The organism is Acidocella sp. (assembly GCF_027352905.1).
Taxonomy (GTDB): Bacteria; Pseudomonadota; Alphaproteobacteria; order Acetobacterales; family Acetobacteraceae; genus Acidocella.
Genome location: NZ_DAIEIF010000029.1, coordinates 114207 through 133675, shown reverse-complemented (window position 1 = coordinate 133675; position 19469 = coordinate 114207). Strand labels below are relative to the sequence as shown.

General features: G+C 66.2%; 18 protein-coding genes. 3 read left to right on the top strand and 15 right to left on the bottom strand.

Annotation, left to right across the window (positions count from 1 at the left end; all coding sequences use genetic code 11):
- Nucleotide 1: 1 nt before the first annotated feature.
- The 7 genes from M7H45_RS04910 to ndk all read right to left on the bottom strand — a co-directional run bounded on the left by M7H45_RS04910 (nucleotide 2) and on the right by ndk (nucleotide 5348).
- Complete coding sequence (locus M7H45_RS04910) at nucleotides 2-616, bottom strand: ABC-type transport auxiliary lipoprotein family protein (RefSeq protein ID WP_298215132.1); 615 nt, start codon at nucleotides 614-616, stop codon at nucleotides 2-4.
- Complete coding sequence (locus tag M7H45_RS04905) at nucleotides 613-1599, bottom strand: MlaD family protein (protein ID WP_298215131.1); 987 nt, start codon at nucleotides 1597-1599, stop codon at nucleotides 613-615. Before M7H45_RS04905 ends, M7H45_RS04910 begins: the two co-directional genes overlap by 4 nt.
- Nucleotides 1599-2333 carry an ABC transporter ATP-binding protein gene (locus M7H45_RS04900; protein ID WP_298215130.1) on the bottom strand — a complete coding sequence of 245 codons (735 nt, stop codon included), beginning with the start codon at nucleotides 2331-2333 and terminating at the stop codon, nucleotides 1599-1601. The genes M7H45_RS04905 and M7H45_RS04900 overlap by 1 nt, the downstream gene beginning before the upstream one ends.
- The gene (locus tag M7H45_RS04895; protein WP_298215129.1) at nucleotides 2330-3448 is read right to left on the bottom strand and encodes an ABC transporter permease; all 1119 of its coding nucleotides are present in this window, start codon (nucleotides 3446-3448) and stop codon (nucleotides 2330-2332) included. Before M7H45_RS04895 ends, M7H45_RS04900 begins: the two co-directional genes overlap by 4 nt.
- Nucleotides 3433-4347 (bottom strand): cytochrome c oxidase assembly protein, encoded by a 915-nt coding sequence (locus M7H45_RS04890; RefSeq protein ID WP_298215128.1) that lies wholly within the window; start codon nucleotides 4345-4347, stop codon nucleotides 3433-3435. Before M7H45_RS04890 ends, M7H45_RS04895 begins: the two co-directional genes overlap by 16 nt.
- Complete coding sequence (locus tag M7H45_RS04885; RefSeq protein WP_298215127.1) at nucleotides 4340-4843, bottom strand: Lrp/AsnC family transcriptional regulator; 504 nt, start codon at nucleotides 4841-4843, stop codon at nucleotides 4340-4342. The genes M7H45_RS04890 and M7H45_RS04885 overlap by 8 nt, the downstream gene beginning before the upstream one ends.
- An 82-nt stretch (nucleotides 4844-4925) precedes the next feature.
- On the bottom strand, nucleotides 4926-5348 hold the full coding sequence (gene ndk / locus M7H45_RS04880) for a nucleoside-diphosphate kinase (RefSeq protein ID WP_298215126.1): 423 nt from the start codon (nucleotides 5346-5348) through the stop codon (nucleotides 4926-4928).
- Nucleotides 5349-5436: 88 nt separating this feature from the next.
- Between ndk and M7H45_RS04875 the strand changes: the two genes are divergently transcribed.
- Nucleotides 5437-7320 (top strand): ABC-F family ATP-binding cassette domain-containing protein, encoded by a 1884-nt coding sequence (locus tag M7H45_RS04875; RefSeq protein WP_298215125.1) that lies wholly within the window; start codon nucleotides 5437-5439, stop codon nucleotides 7318-7320.
- A 14-nt stretch (nucleotides 7321-7334) separates the two neighbouring features.
- On the opposite strand, the gene M7H45_RS04870 is transcribed toward M7H45_RS04875, so the two are convergent.
- From M7H45_RS04870 to M7H45_RS04860, 3 genes are read right to left on the bottom strand one after another with little or no spacing between them, the layout of a single operon-like run.
- On the bottom strand, nucleotides 7335-8648 hold the full coding sequence (locus M7H45_RS04870) for an ATP-binding protein (RefSeq protein WP_298215124.1): 1314 nt from the start codon (nucleotides 8646-8648) through the stop codon (nucleotides 7335-7337).
- Between the two features lie 19 nt (nucleotides 8649-8667).
- The gene (locus tag M7H45_RS04865; protein WP_298215123.1) at nucleotides 8668-9381 is read right to left on the bottom strand and encodes a response regulator; all 714 of its coding nucleotides are present in this window, start codon (nucleotides 9379-9381) and stop codon (nucleotides 8668-8670) included.
- A gap of 7 nt (nucleotides 9382-9388) precedes the next feature.
- Entirely contained in the window at nucleotides 9389-9958 is a 570-nt protein-coding gene (locus tag M7H45_RS04860; RefSeq protein ID WP_298215122.1) for a MarR family winged helix-turn-helix transcriptional regulator, read from the bottom strand.
- A 107-nt stretch (nucleotides 9959-10065) separates the two neighbouring features.
- Here M7H45_RS04860 and M7H45_RS04855 point away from each other — a divergent pair, with 107 nt between their 5' ends.
- Nucleotides 10066-10965 (top strand): branched-chain amino acid aminotransferase, encoded by a 900-nt coding sequence (locus M7H45_RS04855; RefSeq protein WP_298215121.1) that lies wholly within the window; start codon nucleotides 10066-10068, stop codon nucleotides 10963-10965.
- 61 nt (nucleotides 10966-11026) lie between these two features.
- Here M7H45_RS04855 and odhB read toward each other — a convergent pair whose 3' ends face one another.
- The 5 genes from odhB to zapE all read right to left on the bottom strand — a co-directional run bounded on the left by odhB (nucleotide 11027) and on the right by zapE (nucleotide 18679).
- Nucleotides 11027-12250 (bottom strand): 2-oxoglutarate dehydrogenase complex dihydrolipoyllysine-residue succinyltransferase, encoded by a 1224-nt coding sequence (gene odhB / locus M7H45_RS04850; protein WP_298215120.1) that lies wholly within the window; start codon nucleotides 12248-12250, stop codon nucleotides 11027-11029.
- A 38-nt stretch (nucleotides 12251-12288) separates the two neighbouring features.
- A complete protein-coding gene (locus M7H45_RS04845) occupies nucleotides 12289-15156 on the bottom strand; it encodes a 2-oxoglutarate dehydrogenase E1 component (protein ID WP_298215119.1) in 2868 nt (955 codons plus the stop codon).
- Nucleotides 15157-15384: 228 nt separating this feature from the next.
- The gene (gene sucD, locus M7H45_RS04840) at nucleotides 15385-16260 is read right to left on the bottom strand and encodes a succinate--CoA ligase subunit alpha (RefSeq protein ID WP_298215118.1); all 876 of its coding nucleotides are present in this window, start codon (nucleotides 16258-16260) and stop codon (nucleotides 15385-15387) included.
- A complete protein-coding gene (gene sucC / locus M7H45_RS04835; RefSeq protein WP_298215117.1) occupies nucleotides 16260-17456 on the bottom strand; it encodes an ADP-forming succinate--CoA ligase subunit beta in 1197 nt (398 codons plus the stop codon). Before sucC ends, sucD begins: the two co-directional genes overlap by 1 nt.
- A 107-nt stretch (nucleotides 17457-17563) precedes the next feature.
- Complete coding sequence (zapE, locus tag M7H45_RS04830; protein WP_298215206.1) at nucleotides 17564-18679, bottom strand: cell division protein ZapE; 1116 nt, start codon at nucleotides 18677-18679, stop codon at nucleotides 17564-17566.
- A 148-nt stretch (nucleotides 18680-18827) separates the two neighbouring features.
- Between zapE and M7H45_RS04825 the strand changes: the two genes are divergently transcribed.
- Nucleotides 18828-19463, top strand: coding sequence for a 2OG-Fe(II) oxygenase (locus tag M7H45_RS04825; RefSeq protein ID WP_298215116.1), 636 nt, complete (start codon nucleotides 18828-18830; stop codon nucleotides 19461-19463).
- The last annotated feature ends 6 nt before the right edge of the window (nucleotides 19464-19469 follow it).

Below are 19469 nucleotides of genomic sequence, written 5' to 3'. Positions count from 1 at the left end.
CTCAAGGGCGGGCGTAACGCGCCAGCGCCGCGAGTCCTTGCGTGAGCAAATTGGCGAGGGCCTGGTTTTCCGCCGCCGCCTGCGCCGCCGGATCGCTGGCTGGCAGCGGCGCCTGGGCCGCCAGGGTCAGCTGGGCCAAAGGCTGCGGATAGCCGCCCACCGCGCCGGAGGGTTTGATAATGGTGAGGGTCAGCGCGGCACGGGCGGTCCGGGCGGGGAGGTCGGCGAGAAGCTGGGTGAGTTCACCCTCGACGATCAGATCCGGATTCAGGCGCGAGCCGGGCGTCACCACCGCCGCGAACAACCCGCTCGCCTGCGCCCAGGAGATGAGCGCCTGGGTCACCGCCTCAGCCGGCGGCACGGCCCAGAGATTGTAAAAATCACTATGCAGGCTGCCATCCGCGCCCAAGGTTTGCAGGCCGCGCCCCTCCAGCCCCGGGGCGGGAGCGATGGCGCGCACCAGCAGCACGGGCCCGGTGGGCGGGGTTGGGCGAAACGCGGGGGGCGGAGGCTGCAAGGGCCAGTTGGCGCGGGGAATATATTTTTGGGCGGGCAGCAGGGAGCAACCAGCCAGGCCGAGCGGCGCGGCGAGAACGAGGCGGCGGGATCGCATCATGGGCTCTCCTTGGGCGGGGGCGGCGCGGCGAGAATTTGGCCAGGATTAGCGGCCAGGCTGGCCGAAAGATCCCGCAGATTGTTCATCGTCGCCTGCATGGATTGCAAAATCGGCCCGAGCTGCGCCTGCACATCGGCCGTGGTCTCGTTGGCCTGGGTGATGGCGGCCTGGGAAGACGCCACCAGCGCCGGCAATTGGGCACTGGCCTGGGCGAGCTGGGCCGAGGTCCGATCCAGGCTGGCGAGGATCTGCTGCGTCTGCGGCCCGCCCGCGAGGTTGCGAATGCTGGCCGCCGTGGCGGGCAGATCGCTCTGGCGCACGGCCTCATTGAGATTGGCCAGAAGCGCCTTGAGATTGGCCAGCGCCTCATGCGCGTCGCCCGAGCTCATCTGCTTGTTCAGCGTCGCCAGGAGTTCGGTGACGTTTTCGCTCAACCGCGCGAGATCCACCTGATCGAGTGAACTGAAGAATTTTTCCGCCGCGTCCTGCACCTGGGTGAGCGTGCTGGGAATGGTGGGGATGACAGGATAGGCCGGTTTCCAGGGGATCGTCTCGGGCGGGTAGGTTTTGGGGTTCACGAAACTGAGATCGATGTAGGAGAGGCCGGTGATGCCTTGCGGCTTGATCTGGGCGCGCAGCCCCGCCGCCACGGCCCTGCCTATATCCACCGATCCGACCTTCTTGAAATTCAGCCGGTAGCGGACGAGAATCTGCCGGTATTGCTTTTGGCGCTCCACCGCCTCGGACGAGCCGCCATACTCCATCGCCACCAGCCCGAGATAGGTGACGTTGCCCACCGGCACGCCGCGATATTTCACCGCGGTGCCGATATCGAGCCCCTGCACAGATTCGCTGAAATAGCTTTCATAAATCACCCCGTTCTGGGAAAACCCGCCGGAGAGGAAGAAAAACAGCGCCACTACGCAGGCCGCGCCCGCCAGCACAAAGACGCCGACCCGCAAGCTCGCGCGGTTCATCTCCATCAGAGCGTCTCCCGGTGAAAAAAGGCGTGAACCATCGGATGCGTCTCATCCCGCGCCAAGTCCTGCGGGGTGCCGAGCGCGATCAACCCCTGCGCCTTGGCATCCAGCATGGCGCAGCGGTCGGCGATCGCCATGATCGAGGGCAATTCATGCGTCACCACCACGCAAGTGGTGCCCAGCGTGTCGCGCAGGCTGAGAATCAGCTTGTCCAGCCCGGCGGAGGTCACCGGGTCCAGCCCGGCGGAGGGCTCATCCAGCATCAAAATCGGCGGGTCGAGCGCCAGGGCGCGGGCAATGGCGGCGCGCTTGCTCATGCCTCCGGAGATCTCGGAGGGCAGAAGCAGGCTGGCATCTCCCAGCCCCACCAGCCCCAGCTTGAGCCGGGCGATCTCGGCGCAGGCGCTGGCGGGCAGATCGGTGAACACCGCCAGCGGCAGCGAGACGTTGTCGAGAAGGGTCATAGAGCCGAACAGCGCGCCAGACTGGAACATCACGCCGATCACGTTGCGCACCGCCTCCGGCTCGCGCCGCACGCTATGCCCGGCGACGATGATATCTCCCCCGCTCGGCGGCAGCAGGGCGATCATCTGTTTCAGCAAGGTTGATTTACCGCAGCCCGAGCCGCCGAGAATGACGAAGACCTCGCCCGCCGCGATCTCGAAGCTGACATCGCGGAAAATGGTCCGCGCGCCGAAGCTCTGGGTAGCGCCCTTGACCTCGATGACCGCGCTCACAGCCGCAGCCGGTATAGCATGACGGCGAACAGCCCATCCAGCGCCACGGCGGCGACGATGCCGCCCACCACCGCCGCCGTCGCGGCCTCGCCCACAGCGCGCGGGCCGCCTTTGGCCGTCAGCCCCGCCCGGCAGCCGATCAGCGCCACCGCCGCGGCGAAGATCACGCCCTTGACCAGCCCCTCAACAAAATCCTTCGCGGCCGAACCCGAGGCGATATGGCCCTTGATCGCCGCGAAAGGGTAGCCAAAGGCGTTGAGCACCGCGGCCATGCCCGCGAGGCCCGCCCCATCCATGGCGACGGTGAGCGGCGCCATCACCAGCATCGCCGCGGCGATACGCGGCAGCACCAACATCACCGCCGGGCTGATGCCCATGGTGACGAGGGCGGAGATCTCGTCATTCACCTGCATGGTGCCAAGTTCCGCCGCGAAGGCGGAGCCGGTGCGCCCGGCCAGGATCACCGCCACCAAAAGCGGCCCCAGCTCCCGGCAAAGGGCGATGGTCACCAGATCCGCGACATAGAGATCAGCGCCGAACTGGCGCATCGGCACCGCTGATTGGAACGCGAGAATCATGCCGATGAGAAAGCCGAGCATCAGCACCAGCCCCAGCGCCTGCGCGCCCGCCCGGTGGGCGATGGCGGCGAAATCCGACCGCCGCAACATGCGTAAACGCACGGGCAGCGAGATCACCGCCAGCACCGTCGCGCCAAGAAAGGCGGTTCGCGTGCGGGCCGCCTGCCATAATCCGGCAAACGGCAAAGCGGGCGGCGGCGCGGTTTTTTTCGGCGTCGGCTTGGGCGGAGCAACGGCGCGCAGCTGGTTCAGCAAGGCCTGCACGGCCGGAGCGGCGCCGGCGATCTCCACCTGGCCGCCATGGGCGCGCTCCATCGCTAGAATCAGCGCCGCGCCGGAGCCGTCCATCCGCTCCACGCCCGAGAGATCGAGGCTGAGCGCGCCGCCTTGCGCCGCGCTGGCGCGCAGGGCTTGCGGCCAGAGGGGACCCAGCGTGCGCGCCGTCAAGGCGCCCCGCAGGGCCACCCGGCCCGGGGCGGCGTCCAGCCCCGCACGCGCCGTTTCATCCGGTGGGCGGGATGTCAGCGCCCCGTCCATTTCGCTTCATACACCTTGGCGCCGGGTGGCGGCACCAAGCCGGCATCCGCTTGCGCCTCGGCCAAGCGGAGCGCGTTCAGGGTGATGATCAGGGCCGCCACATTCATCATTCCGGGGGGAATCCATTGGATCAACCCGCCAAGAAGCTGATCCCCCGCTGGAGAGATGCTGGGAAACAGCCGTCCGCAAAGCGCGTAGAAGGAAAACAGATCCCGTCCCGTCAGGGCGATATAGGCGCCCAGGGCGATTTGCGGAAACATCACGAAAAAGCCGGTTCCGGCCCGGGCGAGGTAGGAGAAGCGGCAAGGCGGCTTGGGCCGGGGGTCCAGCACCACCATCCAGAACAGCAGCCCGCCCGCGAGGCAGGAGAGGTTCATCACCGCATAAAGCACGGGGTCGATCATCGCGGCGAAATGCACCGGCGGCCACAGCCAGATATCGGAGGTGACGAGAAAGACCGCCATGGCGGCGAGCGGATGGGTAAGCCACCGCCAGGGCCGCCACGCCCCCACCGCCGCGCGGACGAGCCAGCCGGGCGCGCCCGCCGCCAGCGCCGCGCCGGGCCAGGAAATGCCCGCGCAAAAAGGGGTGACCATGCCGAGGGTCATCGCCTGCGCCCGGTTGAGAAAGAACATGTGCTGGGCGAGATATTCGAAATGCGTCTGCAGCACGAACCAGAGAGCGGCGACGCCGGTATAATAAAAGCCGCGCCGGACCGGCCCCGGCCCCGCCGCGCCCAGCCGGCGGCATCCCCGCCAGTACCAGAGGGCGAAGAGCAGGCAGCCGAGAAAGACGACAGGATTGAAGACGAAGGGAAAGATGAAAGGCAGGCGGGCGGGCACGAAACCACACAGCCCTCCGACGAGGAGGGTGAGAAGAACGAGCCCGGCCTCAGCCATGCGGCCGGTCTATCGGCACCCCGGCGAGACAGCGGCTGGTGCGGATGGTCTGCAAGGTCTGCACCCTGGCCACGTTGGGGGCATTGGTAAGGCGCTGGGTCAGGCGGTTTTCATGCCCGGCGTCGCGCGCCACCAGCTTGAGCAGGAAATCGCCGCCGCCGCGAATCATATGGCATTCCCTCACCTCCGGCCAGGTGGCCACCAGATCCTCGAACGCCTCCAGCACCGATAATTTCTGGCTCTCCAGCCCGACAATGGCGAAAAAAATGATCTGCCAGCCGAGCTTCTGGCCGTCCGTATCGGCGTGGTAGCCATTGATATAGCCCGTTTCCTCCAGCCGGCGCACCCGCCGCAGGCAAGGCGGGGGGGAAATGCCGACCCGGCGCGCCAGCTCGACATTGGTCAGCCGTCCATCCGCTTGCAGCTCGGCGATGATCTTGCGGTCGATCTCGTCCAGCGGCAGCGCCTCGGCCTCGGCTTCGGTATCAATCAGCATGGCGTCTCCCTGGCGGGCGTCCGGAGCGGGTAGGAGGCAGTATAATTATCAATGGGCGTTTGACCATGGATTTATCGCCGGATCAGGCGACGATCTCGATCTCCGCGAAGAAGAAGGCGATCTCGGCTTGCGCGGCCTCTTGGCTGTCGGAGCCGTGCACGGAATTGGCTTCGATCGATTCGGCGAATTCCGCCCGGATGGTGCCGGGGGCGGCGTTGGCGGGGTTGGTGGCCCCCATGATCTCCCGGTTGCGGGCGATGGCGTTCTCCCCCGCCAGAACCTGCGCGACCACCGGGCCGGAGATCATGAAGGAGACGAGGTCGTTGAAGAAGGGGCGCGCGGCATGCACGGCATAAAACGCCTCGGCCTGGGCGCGGGTGAGATGCAGGCGCTTGGTGGCGGCGATCGTCAGCCCGGCTTCCTCGAATTTGGCGTTGATCTTGCCGGTGAGGTTGCGGCGGGTGGCGTCCGGTTTGATGATCGAGAGGGTGCGTTCGATGGCCATGGTCCAAGCTCTCCTGTCAGGGTTTGGCGGGCCATAGCCGGGCCGCCCGGGCTGGGCAAGAGCCGGGTGGTTATATAGAGAAGGGCGCATGAGTGCGCTGCGCCTGGAGGAGCTGTCTTATTCCATCGCCGGGCGGCCCTTGCTGGACCATGCTGATCTGGTGCTGGAGGATGGGCGGCATGTTGGCCTCATCGGGCGCAACGGCGCTGGTAAATCAACCTTGCTGCGGCTCATCTCCGGCCAGCTCCGCCCCGATGGCGGCAGGATCAGTCTCGGGCCGCGGGTGCGGCTCGGCTATGTCGCCCAGGAGGCGCCCGCCGGGGAGATCACGCCGCTGGAGGTGGTGCTCGCCGCCGATGCCGAGCGCGCCGCCCTGCTGGCCGCGGCGGCGGACCCGGCGACGCCGGGCGAGAGGCTGGGAGAAATCCACGAGCGCCTGCTCATCATCGAGGCCGATGCCGCCCCCGCCCGCGCCGCGGCCATCCTCGCCGGGCTTGGTTTTGACGAGGCCGCCCAGGCCCGCCCCATGTCCTCTTTCTCCGGCGGCTGGCGCATGCGGGTCGCTCTCGCCGCCGCGCTGTTCTCCGCGCCCGATTTGCTGCTGCTGGACGAGCCGACCAATCATCTCGACCTGGAAGCGACGCTCTGGCTGGAAGGGTTCCTGCGCAAATTCGCCGGCGCGATGCTGCTGGTCAGCCATGACCGCCAGCTGCTCGACAAAACGGTGGACGCCATCGCGGCGCTGGAGAACGGCAAGCTCACCCTCACGCCGGGCGGCTTCTCGGAATTCATCCGCATCAAGACGGAGCGCGCCTTGCAACAGGCGCGGGCGGCGGAGCGCATCGCGGCGCAGCGGGCGCATATGCAGGCCTTCGTGGACCGTTTCCGCGCCAAGGCCACCAAGGCGCGCCAGGCGCAAAGCCGCCTGAAAGCCCTGGAAAAACTGCCGCAGATCGAATCGGTGGTGGAGGCGCGGCCCGCCGCCTTCTCCTTTCCCTCGCCGGAGGAGCTGCCGCCGCCGCTGCTCCAACTGGAGAGCGTGGCGGCGGGCTATGAGGGCCGGGTTGTGCTCTCCGGCGTGAGCCTGCGCATCGATATGGAAGACCGCATCGCCCTGCTCGGCCAGAACGGCAATGGCAAATCCACCCTGGCCAAGCTGCTGGCCGGGCGTTTGGCGCCGCTACGCGGGCGGGAATTCCGGGCGAAAGGGCTGCGGGTCGGCTATTTCGCCCAGCATCAGGAGGATGATCTGGTGCTGACCGAGACGCCCTTCGACCATCTGGCGCGGGCGCTGTCCCAGGCCAGCCCGGCGGCGATCCGCGCCCAGGCGGCGCGGTTCGGCCTGGACGCGGACCGCGTCAACACGCCGGTGGGAGAGATGTCGGGGGGCGAGAAGGCGCGGCTGCTGCTCGCTTTGGCCACGCGGGACGCCCCGCATCTGTTGATTCTCGACGAGCCGACCAATCATCTCGACATCGACGCGCGCGACGCGCTGATCCGGGCGCTCACCGACTATACGGGCGCGGTGGTCCTGATCTCGCACGACCCGTATCTGGTGGAGCTGGCGGCGGACCGGCTGCTGCTGGTGGCGGAGGGCAAAGTGACGCCCTATCCCGGTGACCTCGCCGCCTATGCCGCCAGCCTGGGCGAGCGCGCCGCCCCGCCGCCAGTGAGGAACGGCGCGGAGAAGCGGGAGGGCGGCAGGGCCGCGCGGGCCGAGGCGCGGGCCCGGCTGGCCCCGTTGCAAAAGGCGGCCAAGGCGGCCGAAGCGGCGCTGGACCGGCTGCTTGCGGAAAAGGCGGCGCTGGAAGCCCGGCTGACGGATGCCAGCCTCTACACCCCGCCGCGGGCGGCGGAGCTCGCGAAGATAACGCTGCGGCTGGGCGCGCTGAAGCATGAGGTCGAGACCGCCGAGAGCGCCTGGCTGGAGGCCGCGGCGGCGCTGGAGGCGGCGGAGCGCCCTGCCGCCTGAATTTTAGCGGGTGGCTACAATGGCAGCTCGATCGCCACCCGCAGCCCGCCGCCCGGCCGGTCGAGCAGGCGGATCGCGCCACCATGGGCGATGATGATGTCCCGCGCGATGGAAAGCCCCAGCCCGGTCCCGCCGGGGTCATCGCTCTCGAACGGCTTCAGCAGGGTTTCGCGTTTGCCGGCGGGAATGCCAGGACCGTCATCATCGATGAAGATTTGCACGTTCCGCCCCGCCCGCGCGGCGCCGACCATGATCTCCGCGGCATGGCGGCGGCTGTTATCGATGAGATTGGTGAGTGCCCGGCGCATCGCCTCGGGCCGCAGGGTCACGGTGAGGCCGTGAGGCGCGGCGAGGCTGACCCGCGCCCCCGCCCGCCGCGCCGCCGCGCAAACCTCCTCCAGCAATTCCGTGAGGTCCGTGGGTACGGCCTGCTCCTCTCCTTCCCCCCGGGCGAAACTTAGATAGATGCCGATCAGCCGCTCCATCTCCGCGATATCGCCCTCCATGTCCCGCATATCCTCCTGCGGAATGCCAGGCTGCATGGCCAGGGCGAGGCGCAGCCGGGTCAGCGGCGTGCGTAAATCATGGCTCACCCCGGCCAGCATGGTGGTGCGCTGGGTGAGAAAACGCAGCAGCCGCTCCTGCATGCGGTTGAAGGCGCTGGCGGCGCGCCGCACCTCGATGGCGCCTTCCGGACGGATCGGCCCGTTATCCCGCCCCATGCCGAACGCCTCCGCCGCCTCCGCCAGCCGCTTGATTCCCCGCACCTGGGTGCGCAGAAACAAGGCGGCGAGAACGAATAGCAGCAGGGCCGAGCCAATGAGCCAGACCAGGAAAATATAGAACGTGCCGACGAACAGGCGCTTGCGCGGCACGTCGATGCTGAGCACGCCGTCGCTCATCTGGATATTGACGCGCAACAGACCGGGATGGGTATGCCAGGCGACGTTGAACGGGCGGTGCAGATCCTGCGCGAGGGCGGCGGCGAGGTCGGTGTCCACCGGGCCGGGCGCGTCCGGCGGCGGCAGATGGCGCAGCGTCTCGTTCCTGAGAAAGACGGTGCCGAAGGTGAAGTGAATGTTGGCCTCCTGCATCACCAGGCCCCGGCGGGTGGGATCGCGCTCGATCTGGTCGATCATGAACGCGATCTCTCCCGCCACTGCTCCGGCCAGCCGCCGCGACAGCGTCTCCAGATGCGAGCCGTAGAAGATTTGCAGCGCCACCCCCTGCAGCACCACCATCGGTACCAGCACGATAAGCAGCGAGCGGCCGAACAGTCCGCGCGGCAGGAATTTGCGCAACAGCCGTTCCGGCTGCAGCGGTCCCATGCGCAGCCTCAACGCGGCCTCACGGACCGGGCTTTAGCACATAGCCCTTGCCGCGCACCGTCTGGAGAAAGCGGGGCTCGCGCGGGTCCGGCTCGATCTTGCGGCGTAGACGTGTCACCTGCACGTCTATGGCGCGCTCATTCACGTCATCCAGCCCCAGCGCGGCCGCCAGCATCTCGCGGGAGAAAATTTCATGCGGGCGGGCGGCGAGGGCGGAAAGCAGGGCCAGCTCCGCCCCGGTGAGGCGCACCCGGCTGGCTGGGCCGGCCAGCTCGCCACGCCCGGCGTCGAACACCGCCTCGCCGAGCTGCACGGGGGCGGCGCTGGCGGCGGTCGGGTGGGCACGGCGCAGCATGGCGCGCAGCCGCGCCACCAGCACGCGCGGGTCGAAGGGCTTGCCGAGATAGTCATCCGCCCCGGCCTCGAACCCGGCGAGAATATCCTCCGGCGTGTCGCGCGCCGTGAGCAGCAATATGGGCGTGGTGGGGGCGCGCTCGCCCCGCAGGCTATGGGTGAGTTCCAGCCCGTTCTCGCCCGGCATCATCACATCCAGCACCAACAGATCGAATTCCATGGCGCGCAGCCGGGCCCGCGCTTCGGCGGCGGAGGCGGCGCGGGTGACGCGAAATCCCTGCTCGGCGAGATAGCGCCCCGCCAGAGCGGCGAGGCGCGTGTCGTCATCCACCAGCAGCACGTGCGGCGCATCCTCCGCCGGCAATGCCTCAGCCCCCATGCGCGCCTCACCCCTGGCGGGGCTTGGGCCCGACCAGCTCCTTGCCTTCGAGGCACTGGCGGCCCGCCTCGCCGATAAGCCCGCGCATCACACGCTTGAATCCTTCCACCGCCGGTCCGCCCGCCTCGCGATAAGCTGCCAGCATCCGTTCCCGCTGGGCCTCGAACAGCCGCCGTTCCAGCGCGGCTCCGCTCTCGGTGAGGGTGAGCAGGCGCTGCCTGCGGTCCCGCGTGCCGGGAACCTGGGCCACGTAGCCCGCGCGGATCAAAGGTCCCAGCACCCGGGTAAGGCTTTGCTTGGTGATGCCGAGAATGGCCAGCAATTCGCCCACTTTCAATCCGGGCCGTCGGCCAATCCAATGCAGGCAACGATGATGCGCCCGGCCGAATCCCAGCTCCTCCAGGATCGCATCCGACCGGCCATTCAGGTCACGGAAGGCGAAGAACAGCAGATCCTGGGCGGTCCTGATCTCGTCCTCGCGCAAAAAGAGCAGACCGGCCCCCGCGGCCGCGTACCCGGCGCTGGGCAGGGTTTCCCGTTTGCTGGTCACATAGGGTTGAGTCGGCGCGTCAGGCATGGCAATTTCAAGAACCGGTCATGGGCCGCAATGATATGGTGAGGACACTGACTATTTCGCAAGATGGCATTGTACCGGAACGTTAACCCAAACGGAGTATTTTGACCATGGCACTCGTGCCTTTCGATGACCGCGACGGCTTCATCTGGTGGGACGGCAAGCTGATCCCCTGGCGTGAGGCGAAGCTGCACGTATTGAGCCATGGGTTGCATTACGGTTCCGCCGTGTTCGAGGGCGAGCGTTCCTATGGCGGCAACATTTTCAAGCTCGACGCGCATAGCGAGCGCCTGCTCAACTCCGCCCGGGTCCTGGGGTATGAAATTCCCTTCACCCGTGAGCAGATCAATAAGGCCAGCCAGGAGGTGATCAAGGCCAACAACCTCACCGACGCCTATGTGCGGCCAATCGCCTGGCGCGGCTCGGAACAGCTGGCGGTTTCCGCCCAGCACACCAAGATCCATCTCGCCATCGCCTGCTGGGAATGGCCCAATTTGTTCGGCGCCGACCGGATGAAGGGAGTGCGGCTGGACATCGCCGAGTGGCGGCGGCCGCATCCGCAAACCGCACCCACCGCCGCCAAGGCCGCCGGGCTGTACATGATCGGCACGCTCTCCAAGCACAAGGCCGAGGATCTAGGGTTCGACGACGCGCTGATGTACACCTGGGACGGCTTCGTGGGTGAGTTGACGGGCGCCAACGTGTTCTTTGTCCAGGACGGCAAGCTGCATACCCCAATTCCGGATTGCTTCCTGGATGGCATCACCCGCCGCACGGTGATGGCGTTGGCCAAGTCGCGCGGGATCGAGGTGATCGAACGCCATATCAAGCCCGAGGAAATGGCGAATTTCAGTGAGGCCTTTGTCTCCGGCACCGCCGCCGAGATTACCCCCATCCGTCAGATCGGCGAGCTGAATTTCGAGCCCTCCCGCCTGACCGAGACGCTCAAGGACGATTACGAGGCGCTGGTGCAGATGGCCCCGGAAGAGGTCGAGAAGCGCGCCGCCTGACATCTCCCCACCACCACCAAAAAGCCTTCAACCGGGCGGTTGAAGGCTTTTTTATGCGGGATCAGATTTCCAGCAGCAGACGGCGCGGATCCTCGATGCTTTCCTTGACCCGCACCAGGAAGGACACCGCCTCACGGCCATCGATGATGCGATGATCGTAGGAGACGGCCAGATACATCATCGGGCGGATTTCCACCCTGCCCTCCACCGCCACCGGGCGGTCCTGAATTTTATGCATGCCGAGAATGCCGGATTGCGGCGGGTTGAGGATGGGGGTGCTCATCAGCGAACCATAGACGCCGCCATTGGTGATCGAGAACGAGCCCCCGGTAAGTTCTTCCAGCTTCAGCGTGCCTTCCTTGGCGCGCTTGGCGAAGCCGGCGATCTCCGCCTCGATCTCGGCGATGCTCTTCTGGTCGGCATCGCGGATAACGGGCACGACCAGCCCGTTCGCCCCGCCCACGGCGATGCCCATATTCACATAGTGCTTATAGATGATGTCATCGCCGCTGATCTCGGCATTGACCGCCGGGAATTCTGCCAGCGCCGCGCAGACCGCCTTGACGAAGAAACCATTGAAGCCAAGGCGCACGCCATTGTGTTTCTTCTCGAACGCGTCCCGGTAGGCGCCGCGCAGCGCGATGATCGCGCTCATATCCACCTCGTTGAAGGTGGTGAGCATGGCGGCGGTGTTCTGCGCCTCCTTCAGCCGCGCCGCGATGGTCTTGCGCAGCCGGGTCATCTTCACCCGCTCCTCGCGCGGCCCGGTGGGGCGCGGCGCCTTGGCGGCGGCCGCAGGCTGAGCCGGGCTGGCCGGACTCTCGGATTTTTGCAGAAATGCCTGAACATCACCCTTCGAGATGCGGCCGCCCTTGGCTGTGCCTTCCACCTCGGCGGGGTTGACGCCCTTCTCCTCCATCATCTTGGCGGCGGCGGGCAAGGCGCCCACGCCTGGCCGGGCCACCGGGCCGGGCGGCTCCTGCTGGGCGCGCACCCCGGTAGGGGGCGCGGCGGCCTCGGCCGGCTCTTTTTTCGGCGCAGCCGCGCCCTTGGCGTCCACATGGCCCAGCACGTCGCCTGGGGCCACCTCGGCGCCCTCATCGGCGGCGATATCGGCGATCACCCCCGCTTCCGGCGCGTTGACCTCGACCGTGACCTTATCGGTCTCAAGCTCGACGATGGGCTCGTCAGCGGCCACCGCCTCCCCTACCTTCTTGATCCAGCGGGCGACGGTGGCGGAGCTGACGCTCTCGCCCAGCGGGGGAACCTTGATTTCGGCCGGCATGGTAACTCCTGTTTTTGTTGCCACGGGAGACGGATTGGTTAAACCGAGAGCGCCTCATTGACCAGCGCGGCCTGCTGGGCGACGTACATCTTAGCAAGGCCGGGGGCGGGAGAGGCCATGGCCGGACGGCCGACATAGCGCGCCCGCTTGGCCGCGCCATCCAGACAGTTGAGCACGGCCTCGATCCGGCGATCCACGAAGAACCAGGCGCCGTTATTTTCCGGCTCCTCCTGGCACCAGACGATCTCGGCATTTTTATAGGCCCCGATCACCGTTTTCAGCGCCTTGGCGGGAAAGGGATAGATTTGCTCTAGCCGGACGATGGCGACGTCCTTGACGCCCCGCTCGCGGCGCTCGGCCAGCAGGTCGTAATAGACCTTGCCGGAGCAGAGCACCACGCGCTTGACCGTTTCCGCCGGAACCAGCTCGTCAATTTCAGAAATGACGAATTTGAAGCTGGAGCCCTCCGCGAAATCGGCAAGGGGGGAGACGCACAGCTTGTGCCGCAGTAGGGATTTGGGCGTCATCAGGACCAGCGGCTTGCGGTAGTTCCGCTTAAGTTGGCGGCGCAGGGCGTGAAAATAATTGGCCGGGGTCGAGAGATTGGCGACTATGAGGTTATTTTCCGCGCAAAGTTGCAGGTAGCGTTCCAGCCGGGCGGAGGAATGTTCCGGCCCCTGACCCTCCTGGCCATGCGGCAACAGCATCACGAGGCCGCTCATACGCAACCATTTGCTCTCGCCCGAGGCGATGAACTGGTCGATGATCACCTGGGCGCCATTGGCGAAATCACCGAATTGCGCCTCCCACAGCACGAGGTTGGAAGGATCGGCGAGGCTGAAGCCGTATTCGAAGCCCAGAACCCCCGCCTCGGAGAGCAGAGAATTGAAAACCTCGATACGCGCCTGCCCCTCCTTGATATTGTTCAGCGGCACGTATTCGTTCTGGTTGGTCTGGTCCACTAGCACGGCGTGGCGCTGGGAGAAGGTGCCGCGCTGCACATCCTCGCCCGAGAGCCGCACGCGGTGACCATCGAGCTGCAACGTGCCGAAAGCCAGAGCCTCGCCCGTCGCCCAATCCACCCCCTCGCCGGTCTCGAACATTTGCTGCTTGGCTTCGAGCTGACGGGCGATTTTGGGATTGAGATCGAAATCCTGCGGGGGGGTATACAGCGCCCGGCCCACCAGTTGCAGCTGGTCGAGTGGCGCGGCGGTGATGCCATCCAGTTTCTCGCCGTCATCGCCGGCCTGTTTCAGCCCGGCCCAATGACCTTCCAGCCAGTCCGCCTTGTTGACCTTGTAATCCTTGGCCCCCTCAAACGCGGCCTCCAGCTTTTTGGTATAGGCCTCCACCATGGCGGCCGCCTCGGCTTCCGAAACCGAGCCCTCCTTGGCGAGCCGTTCCGCGTAAAGGGCGCGCGTCGTCGGCAGGGCCTTGATCGCCTTATACATGATCGGCTGGGTGAAGGAGGGCTCGTCGATCTCGTTATGCCCGTGGCGGCGATAGCAAACGAGATCGATCACCACATCGGTGGCGAACTCGCAGCGGAACTCTGCGGCAAGCTGAGCCACATAGGCGACAGCCTCGGGGTCGTCGCCATTCACGTGAAAAATAGGCGCCTGCACGGATTTGGCGACATCGGTGCAATAGAGGCCGGAGAAGGCGTGAGCGGGAACGGTGGTGAAACCGATCTGATTATTGATGACCAGATGCACCGAGCCGCCGGTGCGGTAACCGATGAGCTGGCTCATCGCCAGCGTTTCATAAACCAGACCCTGCCCGGCAAAGGCGGCGTCGCCATGCATCTGAATCGCCATGGCGGAGCGGCGGGTGGTGTCCCCCGCCATGTCCTGGCGGCAGCGGATCTTGCCGACCACCACCGGGTCCACCGCTTCGAGATGGGACGGGTTAGGCTGGAGCGAGATATGAACCTGGTTGCCGTTGATTACCGTGTCGGTCGAGGTGCCGAGATGGTATTTCACATCGCCCGAGCCCTGCACGTCATCGGGGTTGGGCGAGCCGCCGCCGAATTCCGAGAACAGCGCCACCAGCGGTTTTTTGACGATATTGACCAGCGTGTTGAGCCGGCCGCGATGGGGCATGCCGATGGCGACCTCGCGCACGCCATGGCCCGCGGCGGTCTCGATGATCGTATGCAAAGCCGGGATCGAGCTCTCACCGCCCTCTAGGCCGAAACGCTTGGTCCCGACGAAACGCTTCTGGCAGAAGGTCTCGAAACTATCGGCCTCGGTCAACTGGTTGAGGATTTTGGACTTGGCCGTCTTGTCGAACGCCTCAAGCCAGGGCGCGCCCTCGATCCGCCGCTGAATCCAGCTTTTCTGGGCGGGGTCCTGAATATGCAGGAACTCGACGCCGATATGCCCGCAATAGCTCTTGCGCAGCGCGGCCATCACCTCGCGCAGGGTCGCGGTCTCAAAGCCCAGGACGCCATCGAGAAAAATGGGACGGTCGAAATCGGCGGGTTCGGTAAAGCCGTAAGTGGCCGGGTCCAGCTCGGAATGGTAGCCCTTGGGCTTCAAATGCAGCGGGTCGAGATCCGCTTCCAGATGGCCGCGCATCCGGTAGGCGCGGATGAGCATGAGGGCGCGGATGGAATCGAGCGTCGCCGTGCGGGTTTCCACCGGCACCGCGGCGCGGGGGGAGGGCTGGCCCGGCTTGGGGGCGGCATCGGCGCTAACGGTCTCGAAGACCGAGGGGCGCGGCGCCCAGGAAGCTCCGGAAGCATCGGACAGGATGGCGCGGGTATCGTCATCCAGCGCCGCGAACAGGGCTGCGAAATCCGGATCGACGGAATCGGGCGCCTCCACCCATTTCGCATAGAGCTGCTCGATGAACTGGGCATTCGCCCCGTTCATCGCGGTTGCAACCACGTCCATACTGGCCATACTCAATCCCCTCTATTTAAAGCCGGCCCTCACGAGCCCGGCATGAGGCCCCAAGGCCGCGCGCCCCACCCTTTATGCCTCAGGCGCATATAGGCCCAACTGCTTATCGTACCGTTACCTGCCAAGCCAGGGCTGGGTTGCCAAGCGTGCATGGTCGCCCCTTTTGAAAAAAACCCGCAGGCGCGCCTGCGGGTTTTTTGAACCTTTTACGAACATTGCCCGCCGCGTTCAGCCGTTCAGGGCCTTCAGCATCGTACTGCCGAGCGAGGCCGGGCTGTCCGCCACGAGAATTCCCGCCTCCTTCATCGCCGCGATCTTGGCGGCGGCGGTGTCCTTACCGCCGGAAATCACCGCCCCGGCATGGCCCATCCGGCGGCCGGGCGGGGCTGTGACCCCGGCGATGAAACCCACCACCGGCTTCTTGATCTTGTGACGGGCGAGGAAATCCGCAGCGTCGATCTCGGAAGGGCCGCCGATCTCGCCGATCATAATGATCGCCTGGGTTTCGTCGTCATGCAGGAACATGTCCAGCACCTCGATGAAATCCGTGCCCTTCACCGGGTCGCCGCCAATGCCCACGCAGCTCGACTGGCCAAGCCCGGCGGCCGTGGTCTGGGCCACCGCCTCATAGGTGAGGGTGCCGGAGCGGGAGACGATGCCGATGGAGCCGCGCTTATGGATATGGCCGGGCATGATGCCGATCTTGCATTCATCGGGCGTGATGACGCCAGGGCAATTCGGCCCGATCAGCCGCGACTTGGAGCCGGACAGGGCGCGTTTCACCTTCACCATGTCCAGCACCGGAATCCCCTCGGTGATGCAGACGATGAGCTCCACCCCGGCGTCGATCGCCTCCAGGATGGAATCCGCGGCGAAGGGCGGCGGCACGTAGATGGCGGACGCATCGGCCCCGGTCTTGGCCACGGCCTCGCCCACCGTGTTGAACACCGGCAGATCGAGATGGGTGGTGCCGCCTTTACCCGGCGTGACGCCCCCCACCACCTTGGTGCCGTAGGCCAGCGCCTGTTCGGAATGGAAGGTGCCCTGGGCGCCGGTGAAGCCCTGGGTGATGACCTTGGTTTCCTTGTTGACGAGAATGGCCATCAGGCGGCTTCCTTCACGGCTTTGACGATTTTTTCGGCCGCGTCGGCCAGATTGTCGGCGGGGATGATCGGCAGGCCCGACTTGGCCAGGATATCCTTGCCAAGCTGGACATTCGTCCCCTCCAGGCGGACGACCAGCGGCACGGAGAGCGAAACCTCCCGCGCCGCCGCGATCACGCCCTCGGCGATCACGTCGCAGCGCATGATGCCGCCGAAGATATTGACCAGAATGCCCTCGACATTGGGGTCGGAGAGGATGATCTTGAAGGCGGCGGTGACGCGCTCCTTGGTGGCGCCCCCCCCGACATCGAGGAAGTTGGCGGGCTCGGCCCCGTACAGCTTGATGATGTCCATCGTCGCCATGGCGAGGCCAGCGCCGTTGACCATGCAGCCGATATTGCCGTCCAGCGCCACGTAGGAAAGCGAGTATTTATTCGCTTCCAGCTCCTTGGGGTCCTCCTCGCCCTCGTCGCGCAGCTTCTCGATCTCGGGATGGCGGTAGAGGGCGTTGTCATCGAAGCTCACCTTGGCGTCGAGCGCGTAGATCTCACCCTGGCCGGTGACCACCAGCGGGTTGATCTCGATGATCGCCGCGTCCAGCGCCGCGAAGGCGTTATAGATGGCGGTGACGAATTTGACGAAGGTGGCGACCTGCTTTCCCTCCAGCCCCAGCCCGAAGGCGAGCTTGCGGGCATGAAAGGGCGAGACGCCGGAGGCCGGATCCACCGGGGCGCGGAGAATTTTCTCAGGGTGCTGTTCCGCCACCTCCTCGATCTCCATGCCGCCCTCGGTCGAGGCGACGATGACGATCTCGGAAACCGAGCGGTCGATGAGCAGGGAGAGATAAAGCTCGCGCTTGATGTCGCAGCCCGCCTCCACATAGACCCGCCGGACCAGCCGCCCGGCCGGGCCGGTCTGCTTGGTCACCAGCGTGTGGCCGATCATCGCCGCGGCGGCCTCGCGCACCTCATCCAGGGAGCGGGCCAGGCGCACGCCGCCCTTGCCGCTGGGGTCCTCCTTGAACCGGCCGGCGCCGCGCCCGCCCGCATGGATCTGGGATTTCACCACATAGACCGGACCGGGGAGTTTCTTCGCGGCGTCCACCGCCTCCTCGGGCGTCCAGGCCACATAACCGTCCAGAACCGCCACGCCATAGGCTTTCAGCAATTCCTTGCCCTGATATTCATGTATATTCATGCGGGTTCAGCCTACCTGTCTCTAAAGTTATGAGGGGCGCCGGCGGCGGTGCTACTCCCATTCCGCTTCTCCGGCAAGGCAATATCCTGCATCTCGCTCATCACCCCTCAGGTGAGATGCGGCAGGGCGAGATAGGTCTCGCTCTGCATTTCCTCCAGCCGCGAGGCGGTGCGCTCGAATATCCGCGAGCCCTCGCCGGAGCGGTAGAGATCATCGGGATAGGCGGCGGCGGAGGCGTAGAGCTTGCAGCGATGCTCGTACAGCGCGTCGATGAGGGTGACGAAGCGGCGCGCCTCGTCGAAATTCTCCGGCGAGAGGCGGGGAATCCCGTCGATCAGCAGGGTATGGTAATGGGTGGCGATGGCGAGATAATCGCCCGGCCCCAGCGGCACCCCGCACAGAGCATGGAAATCGAACCGCGCCACCCCGTTCGCCGCCAACGGCACGGTCAGCTTGCGCCCCTGGATCAGCAGCGTTTCGGGTCGCGCGGCCTGGCCTTGGGTCAGATGGGCGAACACCCGGTCGAGCGCGGCGTCGGCCCGGCCATCGGCGGGCACGACCCAGGCTTTCAGCCCATGCTCGCGCCCGCGCCGGTAATCCCGCTCGGCGTCCAGCACCAGCACGTCCAGATTTTTTTTGAGCAGCTCGATGAAGGGCAGAAAGGCGTCCCGCCCCGGCTTGCCTTTATAAAGATCGTCCGGCAGCGTGTTGGAGGTGGCGACGACCACGACCTGGCGGGCGAACAGCGCCTCGAACAGCCGGCCCAGGATCATAGCGTCGACGATGTCATGAACCTGGAATTCATCGAAGCAGAGCAGCGCCGCCTCGCCGGCGATCATATCCGCGAGCGGCGGGATCGGGTCGTCCACCTCCGGATGCTCGCGCTTGATCTGGTGGAAGCGCCGGTGGGCCTGCTGCATGAAATCGTGGAAATGGATGCGCTTCTTGCGCGGCACCTCGGCCGCGGCGAAGAACAGATCCATCAGCATGGATTTGCCCCGCCCGACCTCGCCGACGATATAAAGCCCGCTGGGGTGGTCCTGGACCTCATCCACCGGCTTGCGCCGCAGCAGCCGGCCGAACCAGCCATTGGGGGGCTGCTGGGGGTTGGGGTCATACCCGCGCAGCTTGGCCCAAAGGTCCTGCAGATGCTCCACCGCCGCCGCCTGGGCGGCGTCGTATCTCAACTGGCCCGAGGCGAGGCGGGCGCGATAGGCGGGCATCACGCCCGGTTCCTGAGGACTTGCCATGCGGCGCGGATAGCCCCCGCGCCGGAGCGGCGCAACAAGCCCGCCCCGCATGACGGCTTGCATGGCCCACGCGGAGCGCCTACCTAGCCGCCATATTCAACCCAACGCGGAATGGTTTGTCATGGATCTCGCGGATTTCGCCGCGCTGGGGGCGGCCCCGGTCTCCTCCGAGCCGTTTCCCCATCTCCTGCTGGAACGCTTCATCAAACCTGAGAGCCTGCCCCGCGTGGTGGCTGATCTACCCCCGATGAAGGGACGGGGCAGCTTTCCCATCGGGGCGCTGCGGCTCGGCCCGGCGGCCAAGGAGGCGATCGCCGCGCTGGAAAGTCCGCGATTCCGCGCCATCATCGCCGAAAAACTCGGGCTCGACCTTCAAGACGCGCCACTGATGACGACGCTGCGCGGCAATTCCGGCGCGCAGGACGGGCAGATCCATACCGATAGCAGCGCCAAGCGCGTCACCATCCTGCTTTATCTCAACCCCGCGGAGGGCGCCGCCTGGGCCCGGCAGGAGGGCTGCCTGCGTTTGCTGCGGGATGGCCATGACCTTGAGAACTACGCGGTGGAGGTGCCGCCGGTGGAGGGCACGCTGCTGGTCTTCCCCAACGGCCCGACCAGCTGGCACGGCCATAAACGCTTCATCGGCCAGCGCTATGTGGTGCAGATGAACTACATGACCACCAGCGCCAAGGCCCGGGCCGAGCTGCGCCGCCACCATCTCTCCGCCTGGGTCAAACGCCTCACCCGCGCCGCCTGAAGGTTC

Bases quoted from the DNA above. Each gene is read 5' to 3' on its own strand.
- M7H45_RS04845 (WP_298215119.1), bottom strand. From the start codon at position 15,156: ATGGCCAGTATGGACGTGGTTGCAACCGCGATGAACGGGGCGAATGCC.
- M7H45_RS04905 (WP_298215131.1), bottom strand. From the start codon at position 1,599: ATGGAGATGAACCGCGCGAGCTTGCGGGTCGGCGTCTTTGTGCTGGCG.
- zapE (WP_298215206.1), bottom strand. From the start codon at position 18,679: ATGCCCGCCTATCGCGCCCGCCTCGCCTCGGGCCAGTTGAGATACGAC.
- M7H45_RS04885 (WP_298215127.1), bottom strand. From the start codon at position 4,843: ATGCTGATTGATACCGAAGCCGAGGCCGAGGCGCTGCCGCTGGACGAG.
- M7H45_RS04910 (WP_298215132.1), bottom strand. From the start codon at position 616: ATGATGCGATCCCGCCGCCTCGTTCTCGCCGCGCCGCTCGGCCTGGCT.
- M7H45_RS04890 (WP_298215128.1), bottom strand. From the start codon at position 4,347: ATGGCTGAGGCCGGGCTCGTTCTTCTCACCCTCCTCGTCGGAGGGCTG.
- sucC (WP_298215117.1), bottom strand. From the start codon at position 17,456: ATGAATATACATGAATATCAGGGCAAGGAATTGCTGAAAGCCTATGGC.
- M7H45_RS04870 (WP_298215124.1), bottom strand. From the start codon at position 8,648: ATGGGACCGCTGCAGCCGGAACGGCTGTTGCGCAAATTCCTGCCGCGC.
- M7H45_RS04895 (WP_298215129.1), bottom strand. From the start codon at position 3,448: ATGGACGGGGCGCTGACATCCCGCCCACCGGATGAAACGGCGCGTGCG.
- M7H45_RS04825 (WP_298215116.1), top strand. From the start codon at position 18,828: ATGGATCTCGCGGATTTCGCCGCGCTGGGGGCGGCCCCGGTCTCCTCC.
- odhB (WP_298215120.1), bottom strand. From the start codon at position 12,250: ATGCCGGCCGAAATCAAGGTTCCCCCGCTGGGCGAGAGCGTCAGCTCC.
- M7H45_RS04855 (WP_298215121.1), top strand. From the start codon at position 10,066: ATGGCACTCGTGCCTTTCGATGACCGCGACGGCTTCATCTGGTGGGAC.
- ndk (WP_298215126.1), bottom strand. From the start codon at position 5,348: ATGGCCATCGAACGCACCCTCTCGATCATCAAACCGGACGCCACCCGC.
- M7H45_RS04860 (WP_298215122.1), bottom strand. From the start codon at position 9,958: ATGCCTGACGCGCCGACTCAACCCTATGTGACCAGCAAACGGGAAACC.
- sucD (WP_298215118.1), bottom strand. From the start codon at position 16,260: ATGGCCATTCTCGTCAACAAGGAAACCAAGGTCATCACCCAGGGCTTC.
- M7H45_RS04875 (WP_298215125.1), top strand. From the start codon at position 5,437: ATGAGTGCGCTGCGCCTGGAGGAGCTGTCTTATTCCATCGCCGGGCGG.
- M7H45_RS04865 (WP_298215123.1), bottom strand. From the start codon at position 9,381: ATGGGGGCTGAGGCATTGCCGGCGGAGGATGCGCCGCACGTGCTGCTG.